Source organism: Allobosea sp. 05T422_2 (assembly GCF_056396265.1).
Genome location: NZ_JBFTLD010000124.1, coordinates 1 through 18,386 on the forward strand (window position 1 = coordinate 1; position 18,386 = coordinate 18,386).

General features: G+C 63.2%; 17 protein-coding genes and 2 pseudogenes. 7 read left to right on the forward strand and 12 right to left on the reverse strand.

The annotated features are described in order from the left end of the window. Window positions 1–201: 201 nt before the first annotated feature. From AC1DJT_RS20560 to AC1DJT_RS20610, 11 genes and pseudogenes are all read right to left on the reverse strand, one after another. Window positions 202–408, reverse strand: coding sequence for a hypothetical protein (locus AC1DJT_RS20560; RefSeq protein ID WP_476769785.1), 207 nt, complete (start codon window positions 406–408; stop codon window positions 202–204). Window positions 409–487: 79 nt separating this feature from the next. Next, on the reverse strand, window positions 488–1,306 hold the full coding sequence (locus tag AC1DJT_RS20565; RefSeq protein WP_476834756.1) for a hypothetical protein: 819 nt from the start codon (window positions 1,304–1,306) through the stop codon (window positions 488–490). Window positions 1,307–1,428: 122 nt separating this feature from the next. After that, on the reverse strand, window positions 1,429–2,265 hold the full coding sequence (locus AC1DJT_RS20570) for a hypothetical protein (protein WP_476834757.1): 837 nt from the start codon (window positions 2,263–2,265) through the stop codon (window positions 1,429–1,431). Further along, window positions 2,262–2,675, reverse strand: a complete 414-nt coding sequence (locus tag AC1DJT_RS20575; protein ID WP_476769788.1) for a hypothetical protein — start codon at window positions 2,673–2,675, stop codon at window positions 2,262–2,264. The genes AC1DJT_RS20570 and AC1DJT_RS20575 overlap by 4 nt, the downstream gene beginning before the upstream one ends. A 203-nt stretch (window positions 2,676–2,878) precedes the next feature. Continuing rightward, on the reverse strand, window positions 2,879–3,463 hold the full coding sequence (locus AC1DJT_RS20580) for a hypothetical protein (protein WP_476834758.1): 585 nt from the start codon (window positions 3,461–3,463) through the stop codon (window positions 2,879–2,881). Between the two features lie 228 nt (window positions 3,464–3,691). Continuing rightward, window positions 3,692–4,381, reverse strand: a complete 690-nt coding sequence (locus AC1DJT_RS20585) for a hypothetical protein (RefSeq protein WP_476769790.1) — start codon at window positions 4,379–4,381, stop codon at window positions 3,692–3,694. Between the two features lie 70 nt (window positions 4,382–4,451). Next, the gene (locus AC1DJT_RS20590) at window positions 4,452–6,329 is read right to left on the reverse strand and encodes an AAA family ATPase (RefSeq protein ID WP_476769791.1); all 1,878 of its coding nucleotides are present in this window, start codon (window positions 6,327–6,329) and stop codon (window positions 4,452–4,454) included. A 371-nt stretch (window positions 6,330–6,700) separates the two neighbouring features. Continuing rightward, window positions 6,701–7,147 (reverse strand): annotated as a pseudogene (locus AC1DJT_RS20595) (JAB domain-containing protein); the annotation flags it as partial. Then, a complete protein-coding gene (map, locus tag AC1DJT_RS20600; protein WP_476834759.1) occupies window positions 7,144–7,968 on the reverse strand; it encodes a type I methionyl aminopeptidase in 825 nt (274 codons plus the stop codon). The pseudogene AC1DJT_RS20595 and the gene map, both read right to left, overlap by 4 nt. A gap of 112 nt (window positions 7,969–8,080) precedes the next feature. After that, window positions 8,081–8,698 carry a hypothetical protein gene (locus tag AC1DJT_RS20605; RefSeq protein ID WP_441476648.1) on the reverse strand — a complete coding sequence of 206 codons (618 nt, stop codon included), beginning with the start codon at window positions 8,696–8,698 and terminating at the stop codon, window positions 8,081–8,083. A gap of 39 nt (window positions 8,699–8,737) precedes the next feature. After that, window positions 8,738–10,132 (reverse strand): selenium-binding family protein, encoded by a 1,395-nt coding sequence (locus tag AC1DJT_RS20610; RefSeq protein ID WP_441506174.1) that lies wholly within the window; start codon window positions 10,130–10,132, stop codon window positions 8,738–8,740. Between the two features lie 206 nt (window positions 10,133–10,338). On the opposite strand from AC1DJT_RS20610, the gene AC1DJT_RS20615 reads away from it, so the two are divergent. The 5 genes and pseudogenes from AC1DJT_RS20615 (at window position 10,339) to gpt (ending at window position 14,986) form a co-directional block, all read left to right on the forward strand. Beyond that, window positions 10,339–11,196 (forward strand): FkbM family methyltransferase, encoded by an 858-nt coding sequence (locus AC1DJT_RS20615; protein WP_441491426.1) that lies wholly within the window; start codon window positions 10,339–10,341, stop codon window positions 11,194–11,196. A 221-nt stretch (window positions 11,197–11,417) separates the two neighbouring features. Further along, a complete protein-coding gene (locus tag AC1DJT_RS20620; RefSeq protein ID WP_441506173.1) occupies window positions 11,418–12,176 on the forward strand; it encodes a competence/damage-inducible protein A in 759 nt (252 codons plus the stop codon). Between the two features lie 348 nt (window positions 12,177–12,524). After that, window positions 12,525–13,269 (forward strand): annotated as a pseudogene (locus tag AC1DJT_RS20625) (PAS domain-containing protein); the annotation flags it as partial. Between the two features lie 33 nt (window positions 13,270–13,302). Beyond that, window positions 13,303–14,361 (forward strand): methyl-accepting chemotaxis protein, encoded by a 1,059-nt coding sequence (locus tag AC1DJT_RS20630; protein ID WP_476834761.1) that lies wholly within the window; start codon window positions 13,303–13,305, stop codon window positions 14,359–14,361. Between the two features lie 115 nt (window positions 14,362–14,476). Continuing rightward, window positions 14,477–14,986: a xanthine phosphoribosyltransferase gene (gene gpt, locus AC1DJT_RS20635; protein ID WP_069880047.1), complete on the forward strand. Its 510-nt coding sequence runs from the start codon at window positions 14,477–14,479 to the stop codon at window positions 14,984–14,986. Between the two features lie 71 nt (window positions 14,987–15,057). On the opposite strand, the gene AC1DJT_RS20640 is transcribed toward gpt, so the two are convergent. Beyond that, the gene (locus tag AC1DJT_RS20640; RefSeq protein ID WP_441506172.1) at window positions 15,058–15,987 is read right to left on the reverse strand and encodes a DMT family transporter; all 930 of its coding nucleotides are present in this window, start codon (window positions 15,985–15,987) and stop codon (window positions 15,058–15,060) included. 454 nt (window positions 15,988–16,441) lie between these two features. On the opposite strand from AC1DJT_RS20640, the gene AC1DJT_RS20645 reads away from it, so the two are divergent. Then, a complete protein-coding gene (locus AC1DJT_RS20645) occupies window positions 16,442–17,329 on the forward strand; it encodes a hypothetical protein (protein ID WP_441506171.1) in 888 nt (295 codons plus the stop codon). 394 nt (window positions 17,330–17,723) lie between these two features. After that, window positions 17,724–18,386, forward strand: a 663-nt coding sequence (locus AC1DJT_RS20650; RefSeq protein WP_476834760.1) for a hypothetical protein, incomplete at its 3' end; no start/stop codon positions are given.

Consider the following 18,386-nt stretch of genomic DNA (forward strand, 5'->3'; position numbering starts at 1 on the left):
CGCTGGCACAGTGTAAAGCGCCGCAATAGCGGTCTCGAAGCTCAGCTCCGTCGAATATGCCAAATGGTTGGCCAGAGTTTCGCGACCCGTTGCGGCGTCGGCGGTCAAAATAGCCTTGGCGCGCGCGCTGGCGATCTCAGACGAGGTGCCCATTTAAAGATCCGTTTCTGCGGCAGTGCCGCTGTGATGTCGGGTATTGCGTCACTGACCTGTAGCGGCGCGGTAATTTCGGAGAATGCGGGCGAGCGGCGGCTCCGCAGGAGCCGCTGCAAGGGCGGCAATAGCGGCCTCGGCGGTCATGTCGGTCGAATAGGCCAGGTGCTTCGCCAGCGCCTCACGGCCCTTAGCGGCATCGGCGTTGATGATGGCATTGGCGCGGGCGCTGGTGCCTTCTGAGTTGGTATCCATTTTTAAGGTCCGTTCTGCAGCAGAGCCGCGATGCGAATGGGGTGCGGGCGATCGGCCGCCCGAGGGGTAAGTTTGGTGACTAGCCGGCAGTTGGCCGGACAGGCGCGTACGTCACCTCAGGAGAGCGCGGGCCGAGAGCAGCGGCGGGGGCACGTGGCGTGGCGAGTTGTTCGACCGCGGCAGCGACACTGTCGACGCKAGCCCAGAACGCGCCCTCGCCAGCGCGCAGACCGGGAAGGGCAACGCTCGCAATGAGCGACGGGACAGTGATGCCGGGAATGGCTGGCAGCCGTTCCGTACGCACGAAGGTGCGTTTAGCGGAGGGAACAATGTCGTCCTCGTGCAAGAAAACGAGCCCTTCGCGAAAGGTGCCGAATGGCTTGCGGGGCGCATCAAGGATTGGCTCGCCGCCGTTCGAATAAGCCCAGTGTTGGACCTCGGTCTGCGAAAGCACCTCGCCCGGCTGGCCGGAGAGGCTACGACCCGCCTCGGCGTACGCAATCTCATCCGCGCCGGTGGGTAGGTCAGCGTTGGCACGAGCAACGGCTACGTCGGCTACGGTGACGACGCGGAGAAGCTCGCGGATCGGTTCGCAGGCGGCTTCGTACTCGTTGAACAACCGCGTTCTCGCAGCCTCTGCCAACGCCTGCGCGGCCGCGTACGTGTCCCACCGACGGGCCTCGGCCTCGGCGTCGAGAGTAGAAGCCAGTTTTGGCTCGAGCGCCGCAATCTTCGCGCGCGCTTGATCGCCGCGGATCGCGGCCTCCGCCTTGGAGTCGAGGATTTTACGAAGAGCAGCCGGCGTCTCGTCTACAAGGCCCGCCTGATAGGCAGTGTCAGCCGCAATGACCGCGGCGTCGGCAGCAAGGGCGTCGGCTCGAAGCGCATCGAGGCGCATGCTGATCTCAGTCGATGACTCGCCAGGGGCAGAGGCTGGTTTCGGGTGGGGCATTACGTTCTCATGTTCGGCTCTCGACTCTCGTCAGAGCGATTGAATGACGGCGTGACGTTTGGGTGGCGTCACGGATTGCGGACCGGTTGGTATTCGACGACAGGCGCGCGCGGKCCGTCGACGGCAGGAGGACGGCGGGGCTCGGCAAGCTGCCGCGGGGCCTCCCCTGTGCCCGACACCGGCTTCCAATAAGAGCCTTCTCCGAAGGCCAGGCCGGGCAGATTGATCTCGGAAGCTAACTGGCGAACATATCGACCGAAGACCGGGGGCAGGAATTCCCTGCGGCGGAAATGCCGGCGGGTGCAGTTGTACTGACGCCCGTTAATGGCAATGCGGCCATTCCGATCAACCTGATCCTGCTGCTCAGCGGGGAGTGGCGATGAATTGCCGTCCATGACCCACAGCTCGACAGTATCCTCGCTGACTATTTCTTCAGGGAGGTTAGGCAGCGCTCGCGAACCTTCCGGTTTTGCGATCGGAGTTGCGCCCGCTGGCAGGTTTTGGTTTGCCGCCTCAACCGCGATATCGGCCTCCGCGATTGCGCCCAAAACGGCACGAATTTTCTCGGCTGCCTTGGGATAATCGGCGAAAAGCTGCTTGCGAGCGCTTTCGGCGAGCGCGCAGGCTGCGGCGTATTGCTCATATCGACTGGCCTCGGCTTCGGCTTCGGTAGCAAGATCAAGGTCGACCTCGAGCTTTGAAACCAGCGCGTTCAACTGATCTACGCGGATGGTCGCGTCAGACCGGGCCTCGGCGAGCTTTCGCAGTGCGGGCGCCGAAGCTGTCAGAAGCGCGTCGGCATAGGCGGCCTGGGCGGTGTTGACGCCAGCGGCCGCACTAACCGCGTCTTCGCGCGCTTTCGCGAGGCGAGTGCCGATCTCGATGGACGTTTCGTGGTTGGTCATACGGGGGGTCTTTCCTTGAGACGCGCATCGACGGCGGCGACGATCGCGGCCGCGTCGGCGACGAGATTGATCGATGGCTCAACAGGCTCGTCGACGAGAAGCCGGGGACCGTTTGCGAGATCTACGATCAGAAAGGTTGGGTGGGTTTCGGCCAACGCGCGGGTCGAAAAATCGTCGACGAGTCGAGCAGCGAGCCGAACACGAAGCCCCGCCTTCACCAGTGCGGCAGCGGCGGCGAGTCGATAAATGCTCTCTTTAGTGAGTTCCCGGCTGACGCCTGCGCCTGGTGTGTCGACATCGGCCGGAGAGAGTTTGAAGGCCCTACGATCGATTAACTCGAGCAGCCGCCGGTGCGTGATTCCAGCGGCAAACGCGGCATCAGCCGCCCGCCACCTCTGAATGGGGTCCATGTCGGTTCCGATTTTGAGAAATTTGGAATTGAAGGGCCGGCCCGGTGCCCAGGCGCGTGGAAAAGACAACCGGCGACGCAGCCACCCCGGTGCGTCGCCGATCTACGATCTCGGTGCGAGAGGCTGCGCGCCGAGGCCGCTTCGGCCGGAGCCACGAGGGCTCGACGGTCCAAGCCGTGTGCGCCCTTGGGCGCGGAAGTGAATTAGGCTGCTTGGCCTGTCGTGGCAGGCGTGAACCGCCTCATGACGGAAGCGCGAAGCTCTTCGAAATCCGTTGAGCCCGGGGCTGCGGACATCAGTTCCGTGAGCACTGCCACGACCTCGGCGTCGACAAGATCCTTTACGGCCTCTGCCGACGTCGCGGCCACGAGGCGCTGAGCCAACCGCTCGCCGAGCGTCGCCACCTTGTTTCGAACGAGCGCGTATTCGGTCGCGATCGTCACGACGACGTCGTCGATATCGGCAACCTCGCCGCTCTCGCGCTCGAATTTCAACTCCAGCAGTTTGGCCTCGAAGTGCAATTTGACCCGCTCGGCCTCGGACTTGGTCCAAGTGGCAGGGTCGGCGTACATTAGGGGAGTGATCGTAACCCCTGCGCCTTCTCCAGGCACTTCGGGGTTAAAAGGTAACACCGACAGCCGACCGCCATGGTTCGCGACGAATTCGTCGGATTTCTCGATATCAACGCCGCCGTCGGCGTCAAAAACCAGCAAACCGCGGCGTTTCCACTTCGAAATCGTGTTGTTGCTGACCCCGCGATGGGCGGCATATTCGCTCTGCGTGGCCATTTTTATAACCCTTAACCCTTTTTGCGGAGCCTAAATCTGGAGACATGGCGAGGTGGTGCGACCGCTAGGGCCGCTGATGCGCCGAAAGGTACCTATGACGGGGGGGGTAGGCCTGGCCCGAAAGACGGCCAGCGCCGAAGCGCCGGCCGAGGTGTGGTCGGGAGGACCTGAGCGGGCAATCTGCGGCCCCTCTATAAGATAGGACCGCAACTTGCGAGAAAGGGACGCTCAGGCGGCGCGCTTCTTCTCGAGCGCCTGGAGTGCCGCTTCGAATTCGGCGCAGGCAGCGAGGAGTGCTGCCTTACCGGCGCGTTCTGCCGTCTTGCCATGCTTGCCGAGGGATAGGCCGATCTCGCGGAAGTTCTCAGCCCGTAATGCCCCGTCGAGCACCGAAACAGCTTGCGGAGCCATGATCTCGATCAAGCGCTGAAGCTCATTGCGCGCCTCGCCGATATCCCACGGAGATGCCGGTTGCTCGGGCGGAGGCGGGAATGAACGGCGCTTGCGAAAGCGGGGCTTTGTGGGCTCCGTCAGCGTAACCTCACGCCCGTCCTTGGTGCGATGCAGGATTCCGATCACGCTGCCCGCCGGGGTGCGGCGATTATAGGCCGAGTCGCTGTCGACGTTGCCGCCCGACAACTCCTCCACGAGATCCGGCGTCTCCGCGCCCAGTTCGTCCTTCGCCTCGTCGTCATTATCGGCGCGGAGGTCGTCCGCCATCACAAGCCGGCCGCAGCGGAGCAGCCGTCCGGTGGTTGGGCTATGCGCAATATCTCCATCAGCAGGAATCAACCTGCCGCCCAGACGCCGCCAGCGTACGCCGATGGATGCCGCCAGGATGAGCGCTTCTTCAGTCCACTCCGGGGGCTTTCGCGGTTCGGCCTCCGTTGGAGCGTTTGGGTCACCCGAGCCGGCCATCCAACTGGATGGACAACCTGCTTGCTCGGCTAGCTCGCGGAGGGTCTTCCATTTTCGCAGCGACTCGAACTCAGCCTCGAGAGCCCGATGCCGCGGCGCTTGCGGCCGTGCCCGGCGGGAAGCGGGCTCGTTGTCGTTTGCCGCATCCTCGGCGCGCAGCCGGTCGAGGACTTGGCGATAGCCGGCCGGCGTTCCGTCGATAGGGGCTCGGAATGGAAATGGGACGATAGTGGTCATGCGGGTCTCCCGACTGGAATGAGGACGGCCGGTGTTCGGCTCTTTTTGATGAAGGCGGGCGGGGTGAAGTCTTCTTGCTCCGGCGGATCTGCCCCACCCAGCGCCCCACCTGGGATTTCGTCCATTCTCCCTTGCCCACCCCCACCCCTCTACGAGGGGGTGGGGTGGTGAGGCAGGTGGATGGGATTGAAGCTGCCTCACCTTGCCCCACCTCTGCCCCACCTGAGTTTGCATGCGGTGGGGCAGATGCGGGGACGATGAATTTCCGCATCATGCGCTTGTGGTCTAGACGCTCGTGGACTTTCAGGACGCCCGATTTCAGCCAGGCCCGAAGCAGCGACTTCACGCGCGTCCGACCCGCTTTGTCGTCGATGTCGATGCCGAGCAGTTCCGCGATAACGTTCCCGGCCCAGCCCGCCGCCTGCTCATGCTCGCGAGCGTCGCCACCGGCCAATCGCCCAAGGATGCCCCGCAGAGCCTCTTCGGGAACGTCGCCGGCAATGTCCTGTGCCGAGGGCCAGCGCCACTCTTCGACGACGCCGATCTGATCGGCGGGATCAAGCATGCCGGCTCCATTGCCCAGACTGACGCTAGCGAACCGGCGCCACGCCGAAGACGACGAGGCCACCATATTCACCTTGCCGAAGTCGACGCGAAAGTACCGGCGGACATCCTCAGACGAGACGCCAGCCTTGTCGGCTTCTTCCTTCGTCATGCCGTTGACGACCCGGACAGAGCGGGCCTTGTCTTTGAGCGCACCGGCACCGCGGCCGTCATCTGCCGTCGCTTCTTGGCCGTTGCTCTTACGCACATGGTGCACAAGCTCGACGCTGCAGTTAGCTTCATGGGCAACCCGCACCCACTGTGCTGCAACAGCCTGGATAGCGCCGTTATCGTTCTCCGGCACCGAGTGCGTGGATACGAACGGGTCGACGATCAGGACGTCAATCTGGCGCTCCTTCACTTCCCTGATGAGCGATGAGACGATCGGCTCGACGACTTTGATATCGCGCCCCTCGGTACGAGCGACCACGAACTGTTGCTCGCGTCCCGAGTCGGTCCAGAGGTGGCCTTCAATGTCATCCGGCCGGAGGCTGAAGTGCAGCGCCGCCGCCATGACGCGCCGCTGGATTTCCTCGATAGGGTCTTCAAGATTGATGGTCCAGACGCGTCTGCGCTCGCGCGGTATCTCGCCGAGCAGTGGCTTGCCGGACGCCATGGCCAGCGCCTCCGTATAGCTATGGGCGGTCTTTCCGCCACCGCCCGCGCCGAAGGTCGCCGAGAGGTACTGGCGGGCGTAGTGGCCGCCGTAGAGCCATTCGCGTCTGGGGATGGTCTTGGGGTCGATCCACACGAACGGGGTGGCGGTGACCGCGGCCTTGCGGTTGTCATTTGCCGGTGCAGGCATCCAGCCCGCAGGCTTGCCGGTGATCTTGGCCAACGCCGCATAATCACCGGCCTTGGCTGCCGTGACGATAGCCGAGCGTTCCACCATAGACGCGGCACGCTCGTCGGCGCGCTTGTCCCGCTCAATCTGCTCCCGTACCGCTTCGGCCCAGTCACGGCGCCGCATCCATTCGACAGCTTCCGGGGTCTCCTCTGGAGGGCAGTCGTCCCATTCGGGCGGGGGTGCGACGGGGCCAATCAGGCGCTCTAGGCCTGTCGGCTGGTAGTCGTCTTCGAATTCAGGCTGCGCGGCGGTCAATGGCATCGAGCCCTCGATAGGCCGCCTCAGCGGCTTCATTGATTTGACGAAACATGGCGGGGCTGAAGTTCGCGAGGCGAACGCCGCCAGCAAACGGTGCGGCTACGATGAAGCTGCCGTTTGGCCGAAGCCGCAGCCGAAAGCCGCTAAGCCTCATGTCGGGCGTTGCGATCGCAAAGCGCGCAACCGTMCTGGCCGTGTCTCCGCCCGGGTCGGGAAACGACACAAAGTCTACAATCTGCATGGGCAGACTCCTCTGAAAATGCGCACAAAGGCGCGTTGCCGCCGGCTGTTGCTGGCGGGTGCGGTGGTGTAAGCGGGTGAGGGGGCGTCCGAGCAGGCCGGGGACGCCGAGTAGTCAAATCAATGACTTGTCACAGAATGCGGAACTGCTCGCGTTCGGCAAAGGCCATCGCCATTCGGCAATAGTCGAGAACCGCCGACCAGGATGACAGCACCGGGCGTTTCGCCACCGCTCCCCTCGCCATGCGCTGCAGGGCGGCCGCGACGATCTTGAGATCCTGCGCAACGCCGGAGCCGACGCCCTTGACCTCAGTCAATCGCGCGGCCGGCGCGCCAAGCACCTCGGCGAATGAGCCGAAGCGCCGGATCAGGTCCTTGGCGAGCGGCTTCACGTCGCGCTGCGGGATGGAGCGGAACAACAGAAGCTCGAGCAACTCGTAATCGGGCAGGGTGTCGGCGCCCGACTCCTGGAAGCGATCGCGAAGCCTTTGGCGATGACCGTGGTAGTGCGGCACGGCAACGGCCGTGGGTTCTTCCGGCAACGGGACTTGTGATCCGCGCTGACCGCCCTCTTGCTTCATCGTGCCGCGAGCGGATTGTCGCGGCCTGCCGGCGACAGCGTGAAGATCTCGCAGCCGGTCTCTGTGACACCGACCGTGTGCTCGAACTGGGCCGAAAGCGAGCGGTCGCGGGTGACCGCCGTCCAGCCGTCGGAAAGCACCTTCACGCCCGCCTTGCCGAGGTTGATCATCGGCTCGATGGTGAAAAGCATCCCGGGCTTGAGCAAGACGCCTTCGCCGGGACTGCCGTAATGCAGGATGTTGGGTGCATCGTGAAAGACCTGGCCCAGGCCGTGGCCGCAGAAATCGCGCACCACCGAGCAACGCTCGGCTTCGGTATAGCGCTGGATGGCGAAACCGATATCGCCGGTCGTCGCGCCGGCGCGCACGGCCTTGATACCGCGGAGCAGGCTTTCATAGGTGATTTCGACCAGCCGCTCGGCCTTGCGGGGAATGTCGCCGACCCCGTACATCCGGCTGGAATCGCCATACCAGCCATCGACGATCAGCGTGTAGTCGATATTGAGGATGTCGCCTTCGCGCAGGGGTTTGTCGTCCGGGATTCCGTGACAGACCACATGGTTGATCGAGGTGCAGATCGATTTTGTATAGCCGCGATAGAACAGGGTCGCCGGGTAGGCGCCATTGTCCATGGCGAACTGGAAGGCAAGCTCGTCGAGGCGTTGCGTGGTGACGCCTGGCCGGACGTGCTCGCCGAGCATGTCGAGGCCTTCTGCCGTCAGGCGGCCGGCCTTGCGCATGGCCGCGAAGGCTTCGGGACCATGAAGTTTGATGGCCGGTTCGCGCATCCGCGCCCGTCCCAGATTTTCGTCGAATGTCATGATGGGCAAGAAGCTCCTTGCCCATCATATCTATTGCGTTTGGCCGGCTGCGCAAGATGATTGCGCCCGTGCCAGCTCGAACTGAAGGGTGCAGGCGCTGTTTTGGCGGTGCTTAGCGGACCAGGTTGAGGCCTGTCGCCGCCAGAACGATGATCCAGAGTGTGTCGAGATTGATCCAGCCCCGCCGCAGGAAGGCCAGCCCCAGCCATTCATAGACGATCGCCGCAATCGTTGCTGTCACAGCCAGCATTGCAGCCATGTGAAGGGCGATGGCGGCCAGCGAGACCGGCAACGACCCCGCGGCAGTCAATTCCCGCGCCGGCGTCGCAGCAAGGCAGAGCGGGATGATGACCGGTACAAGCATCAGGCCGGCCCCGTGGCTGGTCGCCATCAGGAATGACCAGGCGCCGAGTCCGGCAAGCCCCGTCTGCATGCCGACCCGGACGCGATGCCGGTGACCGAAGACGGCATGGGAGGCTGCCCACCCCAGAAGCAGAAGGCCCGCGAGCCTTTGCAGCGCTTCGTGGTCAATGATGGTCCCGAGGGCAACTACCGCCGCGACCACCACGGCGACCGAGGCCGCATGCCCCAGCGCGATCGGAAGGAGGGACAACCACACAACGCGACGGCTCTCGCGATGCAGACCGAGCGCAACCGCAAAGAGCCAGCCCATGGCCGGGTTCAGGCCATGGAAGGCACCGAGCCCGGCGAGCATGAGCCAAGGCGACATCTCAGGCTCCCGTTCGAGCGATCATGCCGGGCAGGGGCGTCAGGGGTAGCAATAGGAATCGGACGAGCAGTCACCGCCCTCCAGCCTGACCTGGTGAGGCCGGTGCCCCTTGGGCCAGTCGACGAAGAACTTGTCGTCGAAGCGGATGCCGCCCTTCTCCCCGACATCGAGCTTTACCATCCAACCGTCGATTCCATTGGGATAGAATTGCGGATCGATGGCCCCGTAGAGCGAGTTCGTGAAATAAACCCGCTTGCCGTCGCGGCTGATCTCGACCATTTGCGGGCCGCCGTTGAGATGCCCGTTCTTCGCTCCGGGGTGGGAGGCGCGGGAAACGATGCCGCCGATGCGGACCCGGCCGGTTTCCACAGGCTTGAACGGATCCGACACATCGTACTGAATCATGTCGCCGGTGCCCCAGCAGGACACGTAGAGGTAGCGATCGTCCATCGAGAGGTCGATGTCGGTGACGAGGGGCGCAACCGCCTTGAACCCCTTCAGGACCGGTGGCAGGAGATCAGGATCAGCCGGCTCGGCAGGGATCTCGATGACTTTCCTGACCGCCCATTTCGTGCCCTCGCGATACCAGGTCCAGATCGAGGCGGAGAGATCCTTCAAGCTGATGACGCAGCCGACGAAGCCATAGGCCTTCCTCGGGTCATGGGCTGGGCGCAGTTCAAAGACGAGTTGATGCTCCTCGCCGAAATCGATCTCCTGTTGATGCTTGCGCGTGTGCAGGTCCCAGAAATGGAGCCGCCGCCCGTATTTGCTGCTGAGCAGAACTTCCGGAACCAGTCCATTCTCGAACGTATCGGGCGTGCCCCATTCGCTGGTCACCATGGTGTCGTGGCCGAGATGCCACCAGAAATCATAGGCGAGCTTCTGGGAGCCACGATCCATCTCCCATTGCCCCAGTACGTCGAAGCTGACGGGGTCGAGGAGGAAGATGCCGCCGGGTTCCTTGCCTTCGGCATTGCCAAGTGCATTCACGTAAATGCCCTCCGGCCCGCAATGAATGGTGTGCAGCCGCGAATACCTGGCCTTCTCGGCGATCTCCTCCGGCTCGATGACCCGCGCGATCGTCGGTTTCCTCGGATCGGGTCTGGTGTCGATGATATGCAGCCGCGATGAGCGCAGGCCGGGAACGACGAGGTAGCGTCGCTCCATATGGGGGTGCGGCGCATTCGGGCACAGACAGGACGAGCAAGCATTCCAGCCGAAATGATGCAGCTCATCGCCGGTATTCGGCATCTCGACCTGACCGACGATCTGCGCATAGCTCAACGACGCGGGATCGACGTCGACGACGGCGATCGCGTCGGGTTTCCTGCGCTCCGGATCGAAGGAGGCCACGTAGGCCAGCCGCTCGGCGGGAGCCTTGGCCGCCAGCCGCGGCGAGGGGTAAAAGGAAGGATCGGGTCGCCAGCTTACCATGATCATTCTCCCGAGCACCTCAGCACCCCGGACAACAGGCCTCTCTATAGCCCAGACCTTGCGTTGCGGCTTGCTGTTTTCTGGCTCGACGTTGAAGCGGTCTGCCTGATCCGTGGGGGCCCGCTGCACCATGGCGGAGGGCCTGGTACCCCTCGATCGATCAAGTTGCTGGCGCGCGACGGCTTTGACGTGTATCAGGCGCTCCAATGGCAATGAACGATATCCAATCGACGGAAGCCCGTCCCTTCGGCGCTTTCGCACCTCAGGGCCTCGTGGCCCAGATCATCAACTGGACACGCGGGGCTCCGGACAGCTACCTCGGTCGCAAATTCGCCTATGCGCTGCGCCGCATCGGGCTGAGTTCGCTTGCGGGCCAGCCCGTCGATATCGAAGCGCTTGGCGTGCAGATGCGCCTCCATCCAGACGGCAATGTCTGCGAGAAGCGCGTATTGTTCACGCCGCAATATTTTGATCCTTACGAGCGGGAACTGCTGACGGGGCGGGCGCGCCAGCGTGAGGGTTTCCGCTTCATCGATATCGGCTCGAATATCGGCGCCTATTCGCTTTGCGTTGCGGCGGCAGCTGGCCCGGGAGCGCGTATCCTGGCCGTCGAGCCGCAGCCCGAGATCTTTTCGCGCCTGACGTTCAACATTGCGCAAAATCCGTTTGGCTCGGTCAAGGCCATTGCGTGCGCGCTGGCCGATAAGCCGGGCGAGTTGACGCTGTTTCTCGACCCGAACAACCGTGGCGAGTCGAGCGTCCGCATCCTGCGCTCCAGTGCCGGCAGCACGGTTCGGGTGCCGGCGACGACACTGCTCGCCCTGATGGAGAACGAGGGCTATGACCGCCTCGACGCAGTCAAGCTCGATGTCGAGGGGGCTGAGGACCTGATCCTCGAGCCCTTCCTGCGCGATGCGCCCGAAGCGCTTTGGCCCGAGCTGATCATCATCGAGGATTCGCGCAACCGTTGGCAGAGCGATCTCATYGCCCTCCTGACCGCGAGCGGTTATGTGCTCACAGCTCAGACACGCATCAACCTCATCTTCGAACGCAAGCGCGGCTGACGTTTTCGCTGCTGTTCAGCGCCTCATGCATAGCGGGCAGGCCATACACGGCGTTTCTGCCGCTTGAGCCGTTTGCGCCAAGGTCCTAGCTCTAAAGCGTGATCAGGAAAGCTCATGTCGCAGCGCTCCTAACCCGGCGCGGCATGAGCGGGCGGCGGATCAGCATCATCGTCACGAGCTGGCGGCATGTCTTGCCGTCCGGCACCTGAGAGGAGCCGGCCATGACCGACGCACCGCTGAATCGTCCCCCCGTCACGGCCGCAATCCTGGTGATCGGCGACGAGATTCTGTCGGGGCGGACGAAGGACAAGAATATCGGCTACATCGCCGAGTATCTGACCAATATCGGCATCGAGTTGCGCCAGGTTCGTGTCGTGCCCGATTCCCTTGACGAGATCGTCTCTGCGGTCAATGCATTGCGCTCTCGCTATACATATGTCTTCACCACGGGCGGCATCGGCCCGACCCATGACGACATCACGGCCGACTCGGTTGCAGCGGCTTTCGGCGTGCCGATCAATGTCGATCCGCGCGCGGTTGCGATGCTGTCAGAGCGCTTTCCGCCGGACCAGCTCAACGAAGCGCGCATGCGCATGGCGCGCATCCCCGAGGGCGGGGAGTTGATCGCGAACTCCGTCTCGAAGGCTCCGGGCTTCATCATCGCCAATGTCATCGTCATGGCGGGCGTGCCGGCGATCATGCAGGCGATGCTCGACGTGGTCGGACCCACTCTCAAGACAGGAACGCGCATCCTGTCCGACACCGTGCGGGCCGGTCTGCGTGAAGGCGATATCGGCACGGCTCTCGGCGAGATCGCTCAGTCTCATCCGCAGGTCGCGATCGGCTCCTATCCCTTCTGGTCCGAGACTGGTCCTGATACGAATGTCGTGGTGCGCTCGCGCGATCCTGAGAAATTAGATCAGGCGATGGCGGCGGTGAAGCAGATGATCGAGCATGAGCGCGCTCGATTACGTCGGTGATCTCTTTCCTTCTTTAGTTATTTTTGATCATATATTTTAAGATTATTCTTTTTATTGCATTGTTTACTTTTGATGATTGTCAGAATCAATTGATTTTAAGTCTTTATGAATAGAAAACTATAGTTTTTGATGTATTCGTTGCCGTGAATACATCGCTAATAGTGCCTGTTAAACAATTTATAAACGGTCATAATTCATCCTCGACTTGCGGTCGGCTTGCCGGCAGCGCTCATGTCGACGCGGCGGTTCCGGCGGTTCCGGGGGGAACGGTGTCGGTGTGGGCTGCATGTGTCCGGCCCGTGCGGAGTGCTCTGCGCTCCCGTGCCGGAACAGCGATCGGGAGGTTGTATGTCGCGCCTTTCCAGCCTGTTCTCCAATCGACGCCTTGCCGCCCAGGTCGCGGCGATCAACCGCTCACAAGCCGTCATCGAATTCGATCTGAACGGCATGATCCTCAACGCCAACGAGAATTTCCTGAACGTGCTGGGCTATACCCTCGACGAAATCAGGGGGCAGCACCACCCGCATGTTCGTCGATCCGGCCGAGCGGGAGAGCGCGGCCTATCGCAKGTTCTGGGAGGATCTCGGGCGTGGTGAATTCTCGACGGGCCAGTACTTGCGTGTCGGCAAGGGAGGCAAGGAGGTCTGGATCCAGGCCAGCTACAACCCGCTCCTTGGTGCCGGCGGCAAACCGCGGGGCGTGATCAAATACGCCTTTGATGTCACGGCACAGAAGAACCGCCTCGCTGACCTTGAAGGGCAGCAKGCTGCCATCAGCAAGGCGCAGGCGGTGATCGAATTCGACCTCAAGGGGCATGTGCTGACGGCCAACGAGAACTTTCTTGCTGTACTCGGCTATTCGCTTGGCGAGATCCAGGGGCAGCATCACCGCATGTTCGTCGATCCGGTCGAGCGCGAGAGCTTGGCCTATCGCCAGTTCTGGGAGCGCCTCGGGCGTGGCGAATACGATGCCGCGCAATATCGCCGCATCGGCAAGGGCGGCAAGGAGGTCTGGATCCAGGCATCCTACAATCCGATCTTCGACGCCAAGGGCACGCCCTTCAAGGTCGTGAAGTTCGCAACCGACATCACCGCGACCTTCCGCGGTCAGCAGCTCGAGGCCGCGGTGAAGGAGACTGGCGAAGTCATCGCTCGTGCCAAGGGCAAGGACCTGACGGGGCGCATCGCGCTCGCGGGCAAGAGCGGCGAGGTTGCGCAGCTCTGCGCCGGCGTCAACGATCTGCTCGACACCATGTCCGAGATGGTTGGCTCGGTCCGCGACATCTCGCACCAGATCGCCAGCGCATTGAGCAAGATCTCGTCCGACAGTGCCCAGCTCGCCGAGCGCACCGAAGCCAATGCCTCCAGCCTGCAGGAGACTGCGGCGACAACCGAGGAGCTCGCGGCGTCCGTGAAGCACAGCGCGGGTCACTCCCGCACCGCCGTCAGCCTCGGCCACGAGGCGCGCGACGTCGCGGAGCGTGGCGGCACGATCGTTGCCGAGGCGGTGAGTGCGATGACGCGGATCGAGCAGGCTTCGGCCGGCATATCCGAGATCATCTCGATGATCGACGGCATCGCGTTCCAGACCAATCTGCTGGCGCTGAATGCCGCGGTCGAGGCGGCCCGCGCGGGGGATGCCGGGCGCGGGTTCGCGGTCGTGGCAACCGAGGTGAGGGCTCTTGCCGCGCGTTGCAGCGAATCCGCTAACGGCGTCAAATCGCTGATCGCCAATTCGAGCGAGCAGATCCAAACCGGCGTCAGTCTGGTGAAGAATGCCGGCGCGACACTTCAGGAAATCGCCTCGGCTGCGAGCCGCGTCGCCTCCACGGTCAACGAAATCTCGGAAGCAACGGCCGAGCAGGCCAATGGTATCGATGAGATGGCCAGGACCGTCGCTCATATGGACGAGATCACCCAGCAGAATGCCCTGCTTGCCGATGAGAGCGCGAAGGTGGCGCAGGAGCTGAGGCAGGATACCGAGCGCTTGAGCGCGATGGTCGCAGCATTCCGGCTGCAAGATGGCGGACCAGGTTTCGAGACCGTGATTGCGCGCCAGATCGAGCAGTGGGCGCCACATCTCACCAGGGCCATTACCGCTCCGCTTTCGCCGCCTGCCAAGGGGGCGCCGAAGCTGAGGCGCGTCATGTCGGGCGGCACTGCCGATGGCTGGTCGGAGTTCTGATACCCGCTGAAACACGACCGATTGGGGATGAAGCGGGACGCGCCTCTTGCCAGCGCCCCGCTTATAGGCTTTCCGGATTGTCACAGAAACCGTGACAGCCGCTCCGGAGCCCCCAATGGCCGAACCGACCTCCAACAAGGCCTTCCCCGTCTCCTGGGACCAGTTCCATCGCGATGCGCGCGCGCTCGCCTGGCGGCTGGCCGAGAAGGGGCCCTTCGAGGCCATCGTCTGCATCACCCGCGGTGGTCTGGTACCGGCGGCGATCATCTGCCGCGAACTGGGCTTGCGCCTGATCGAGACGGTCTGCGTCGCGAGCTACCACGACTACAAGAACCAGTCCGAGCTCAAGGTGCTGAAGGACGTCGCTCCCTCGATCAGGGCGATCGGTGACGGCAAGGGGAAGGGCGTGCTGGTGGTCGACGACCTCACCGACACCGGGAAGACGGCACGTGTCGTGCGCGAAATGCTGCCCAATGCCCATTTCGCAACGGTCTATGCGAAGCCGGCTGGGGTGCCGACGGTCGACACCTTCGTTACCGAGGTCAGCCAGGACACCTGGATCTATTTTCCTTGGGATATGGGGCTGGCCTATGTCGAGCCGATCGCCAAGGATCACAAGGGCTGAGCCCCGGGCTTCGCCGCTTGAGCGGTCATTCCGGGCGCGGCAACCTGTCTGGAATGACCGGCAAGGGCTCGTTACGCCAGACTGCGCGCGCGCAGCGCGATCAACATGCCGGTGATTGCGAGCGCCATGCCGGCGATCTCGACTGGGGACGGTCGCTCGCCGAGCAGGAGCGTGCCGGAGAGCGCGGTCACGACCGGTACCAGCGGCAGGAACAGGGCCGCCCGTCCGGCGCCAAGGATGGCGACGGCCTGCGTGTAGAGAAACAGCGCGAAGGCGCCGACCAGCAATCCCTGATAGATCGCCTGCAGCGCTATGGCTGAAAGTGCCGCCTGCGTCAGATGCACGGGCATCACCAGTGCGACGAGCGGCAGGAGCGGCACCGACAGCAGGCATGTCGCCATGGTGACTTCGATCGCATCAGCGCCCCAGCGCCGGCAGAGCAGGCCGAAGGCCGACCAGAGCAAGGCGATCAGCACGAAGAGCATGTCGCCGATCCAGGCGCCTTCGCGGGTCGGCGTGTTGGCCAGGGCCTCCATCGAGAACAGCGCGACGCCGAGAACGATGACGCTGAGACCGGCGAGGCGGGCMGTGCTCGCGCGCTCGCCGAGCACCCACCATGCGAGCAATGCGGTGCAGACCGGGATCAGTCCGGGCGAGATGACCGAGGAATGCAGGGCGGGGGCGAAATGGGCGCCGCCGACGAGGATTAGGCTGTAGGTCGGGCCTACGATCGCGGTCAGGATGAGGGCTCGCCGCCAGCCGAGCTTGCCGACCGGAAAAGGCTTCATGCGCCTGAGCGCGAAGGGCAGCAGCACGAGTGCGGCGGCTGCAAAGCGCAGGATCGTGACATCGGCTGCGGTCATGCCATCTGCGACCGATTGCCGTGAGATCACGGCCTGAATGCCCCAGATCGCTGCCGCCAGGATGCCGCAGGCAAAGCCGAGCCAGGGGCGTTGCTGCCTGGCGAGAGACAGCGATTGCGGCCGGATGGCTTGGTTCACGCGAAAACTCTCGGAGGGCGGCGAGGCAGCGCCATATGCGGGCTCTAGCCATCGCGCGACAAGCGCGGCGGACAGGCGACGGGGCTGTTGGCGGCGCATGGCGCAGCAATGCGAGTTTGCCTGGCATGGAGCCGTCGCGACGATGGAGCCTGCCCTCTGCACTGCTTCTGCAGGCCCCTCACACAGGCCCGCTAACTCAGGTCGGACGAGCGCTGGGGAGGAGAGAAAGCCCTGCACGAGGGATGCAGCTCCTCCGTTAGATCGTCATTGCCTTAACAGCTTTTGCATTGTTTGCCGTTACGTCATGGCCGGCGGCGGCCGGGCTATGAGCGTCGATGGTCGCAGGCGCGGCGGTGCGTGCGTTTTCGGGGGCATATTGTTCCCCTCTGTTTGCAGCGCGATCCCGCTGATGGCAGCCCGAAATGAGATGAGCAGGACGGCGAGGGCAAGGGCAATGCAGCAAAGGCCAGGATTTCTGGAAAATTCCGTCATCATCGGCGCCCACCCCGACGATGAACTGCTCTGGTTCAATTCAATCCTGCGCGACGCTGACGAGGTCATCATCGTCTACCGCCATTTCTGGGGGAAGCCCGGGATTGGCGAAGCGCGGGCGGCCGCAATCGCCGAATATCCCCGCGGCAACGTCACCTGTCTCGATGTCGACGAGTCGGGCGCCTATGGCTGCGCCAACTGGGCTGATCCCGTGCTGACCGGGGCCGGTATCGGTTTCGGCATCGAGGCCGAGCGCCGGGCAATGACGCGCCTCGCCCGCAAGTCCGTTGCAGCCCTGCCGGCGGTGAAGCTCGAGCGCATCGCCGCCGCCAGCGTATCCAGGGCCTATGAAACGAACTTCCAGATCATATGYGAGTTGCTGAGACGGCGCCTGCGGCCAGAGATGAACGTCTTCACGCATAATCCCTGGGGCGAGTACGGGCATGAAGAGCACATCCAGGTGTTCCGCGCCCTGAATGTGCTGCGCGAGGAGATCGGCTTTCGGCTCTGGATGTCGAATTACTGCACCGAACGCGCCTTGCCCCTGGCGATGCGTCATTTCTCGCGTGCGCCCGGCGGTTACATCAGATTGCCGACCGACAAGGTCTTCGCCAATGCGGTCGCGGACGTCTACCGCAAGCACAATTGCTGGACCTGGGACGATAACTGGGCATGGTTCGACGAGGAATGCTTCATGGAAGCGCCGAGGGAGGCCTCGGCGACGGCAGCGCACCGGCACCTTTTTCCGCTCAATTTCTTCACGATTGGCGAGGAGCGKCCGAGGAACTGGCTACCCGTGGCCATGACGATATCGGCGGCGTTCGCGTTCACCCTTGCCGAAGCAATCTGAGTCGGATCGATTTCGGCTCGGGTGCTCGTTCCAGCAGAACGTTGGCGGTGCAAATCCGGTGGGCGCCCGGTCGTTCGCAGCGCATGCAACCGTTCCGGCGATATGGGTGAGGAGAACCAATTAAGGTCTTGCGACATCGTCGTTTCCTGGACGCGCGACCATCCCTCTCACTGCACTGCTTCGACTTCATTGTGACATAACATTTGTTGCGGTGCACATTTTTGCCGTAAACCAAGGTTAGTGAGCGGTCGTCCGGCAGCGTTTGCAAATTGAATTTGCCAACTCTGTGCCTGCGCTTAAGCCTATCATCGCTACCTATGCCTTCCTCTTGGTCATAAGTCCGAGATCCTTCTCTCTATGGTCGATTGACGTTCCCCGCGAAGGGTGGTTCGCGGTGAATTATATTGTCAATTATCATAAGAATAAAGAAAGGGGCGGAATGATTTCATTCCTTCAACTTAAGTCGCGCAGTATCGGCGCTGGTGCGTTGCTGCTCCTGGCAGCCTGCCTGGTTGTCACATTCAGCTTTACTCAGGCGCCGGCTGAAACCCGGTCTCGCTCCGGAGCCGGCGCTCCGCCTCCRGCAGCCTCATCACATTCGGCGCGCGATTGGCTGCCTTACGATCTACCGGAGACGGCCCCGACTCGGCGCGATAGCAGCCTTCGGCTCACGGTAGATCGCCCAACTGCGGGAGCTACCAATGCCGGTCGTCGTCCTGCCGTCGCGGCCAATCGCGGTCGCCCTCCTGCACCGGCGACCATTGCCGGTCGTGCTCTTCCGGCAGAGACGATTGCCGACCATCCGCTTGCGGCAGAGGCCAGTGCTGAGCGCCCTCTGGTGGCAGAGACCATTGCTGATCACCCTCTCGCGGCAGAGGCCAGCGCCGATCATCCCCCCGCGGAAGCGACCAATGCTGTTTCAAGCATCGCCGCGGACAGTGTCACGGCGCCGGCCGTCAAGTTCATGAGCTCGGCGCTACGGCCGATCACTTTCAGCCTTCTGATCGCCAAACCCGGGGAACTGCTGAAATCGGCCATCAAGGTGATGCATCTGCTC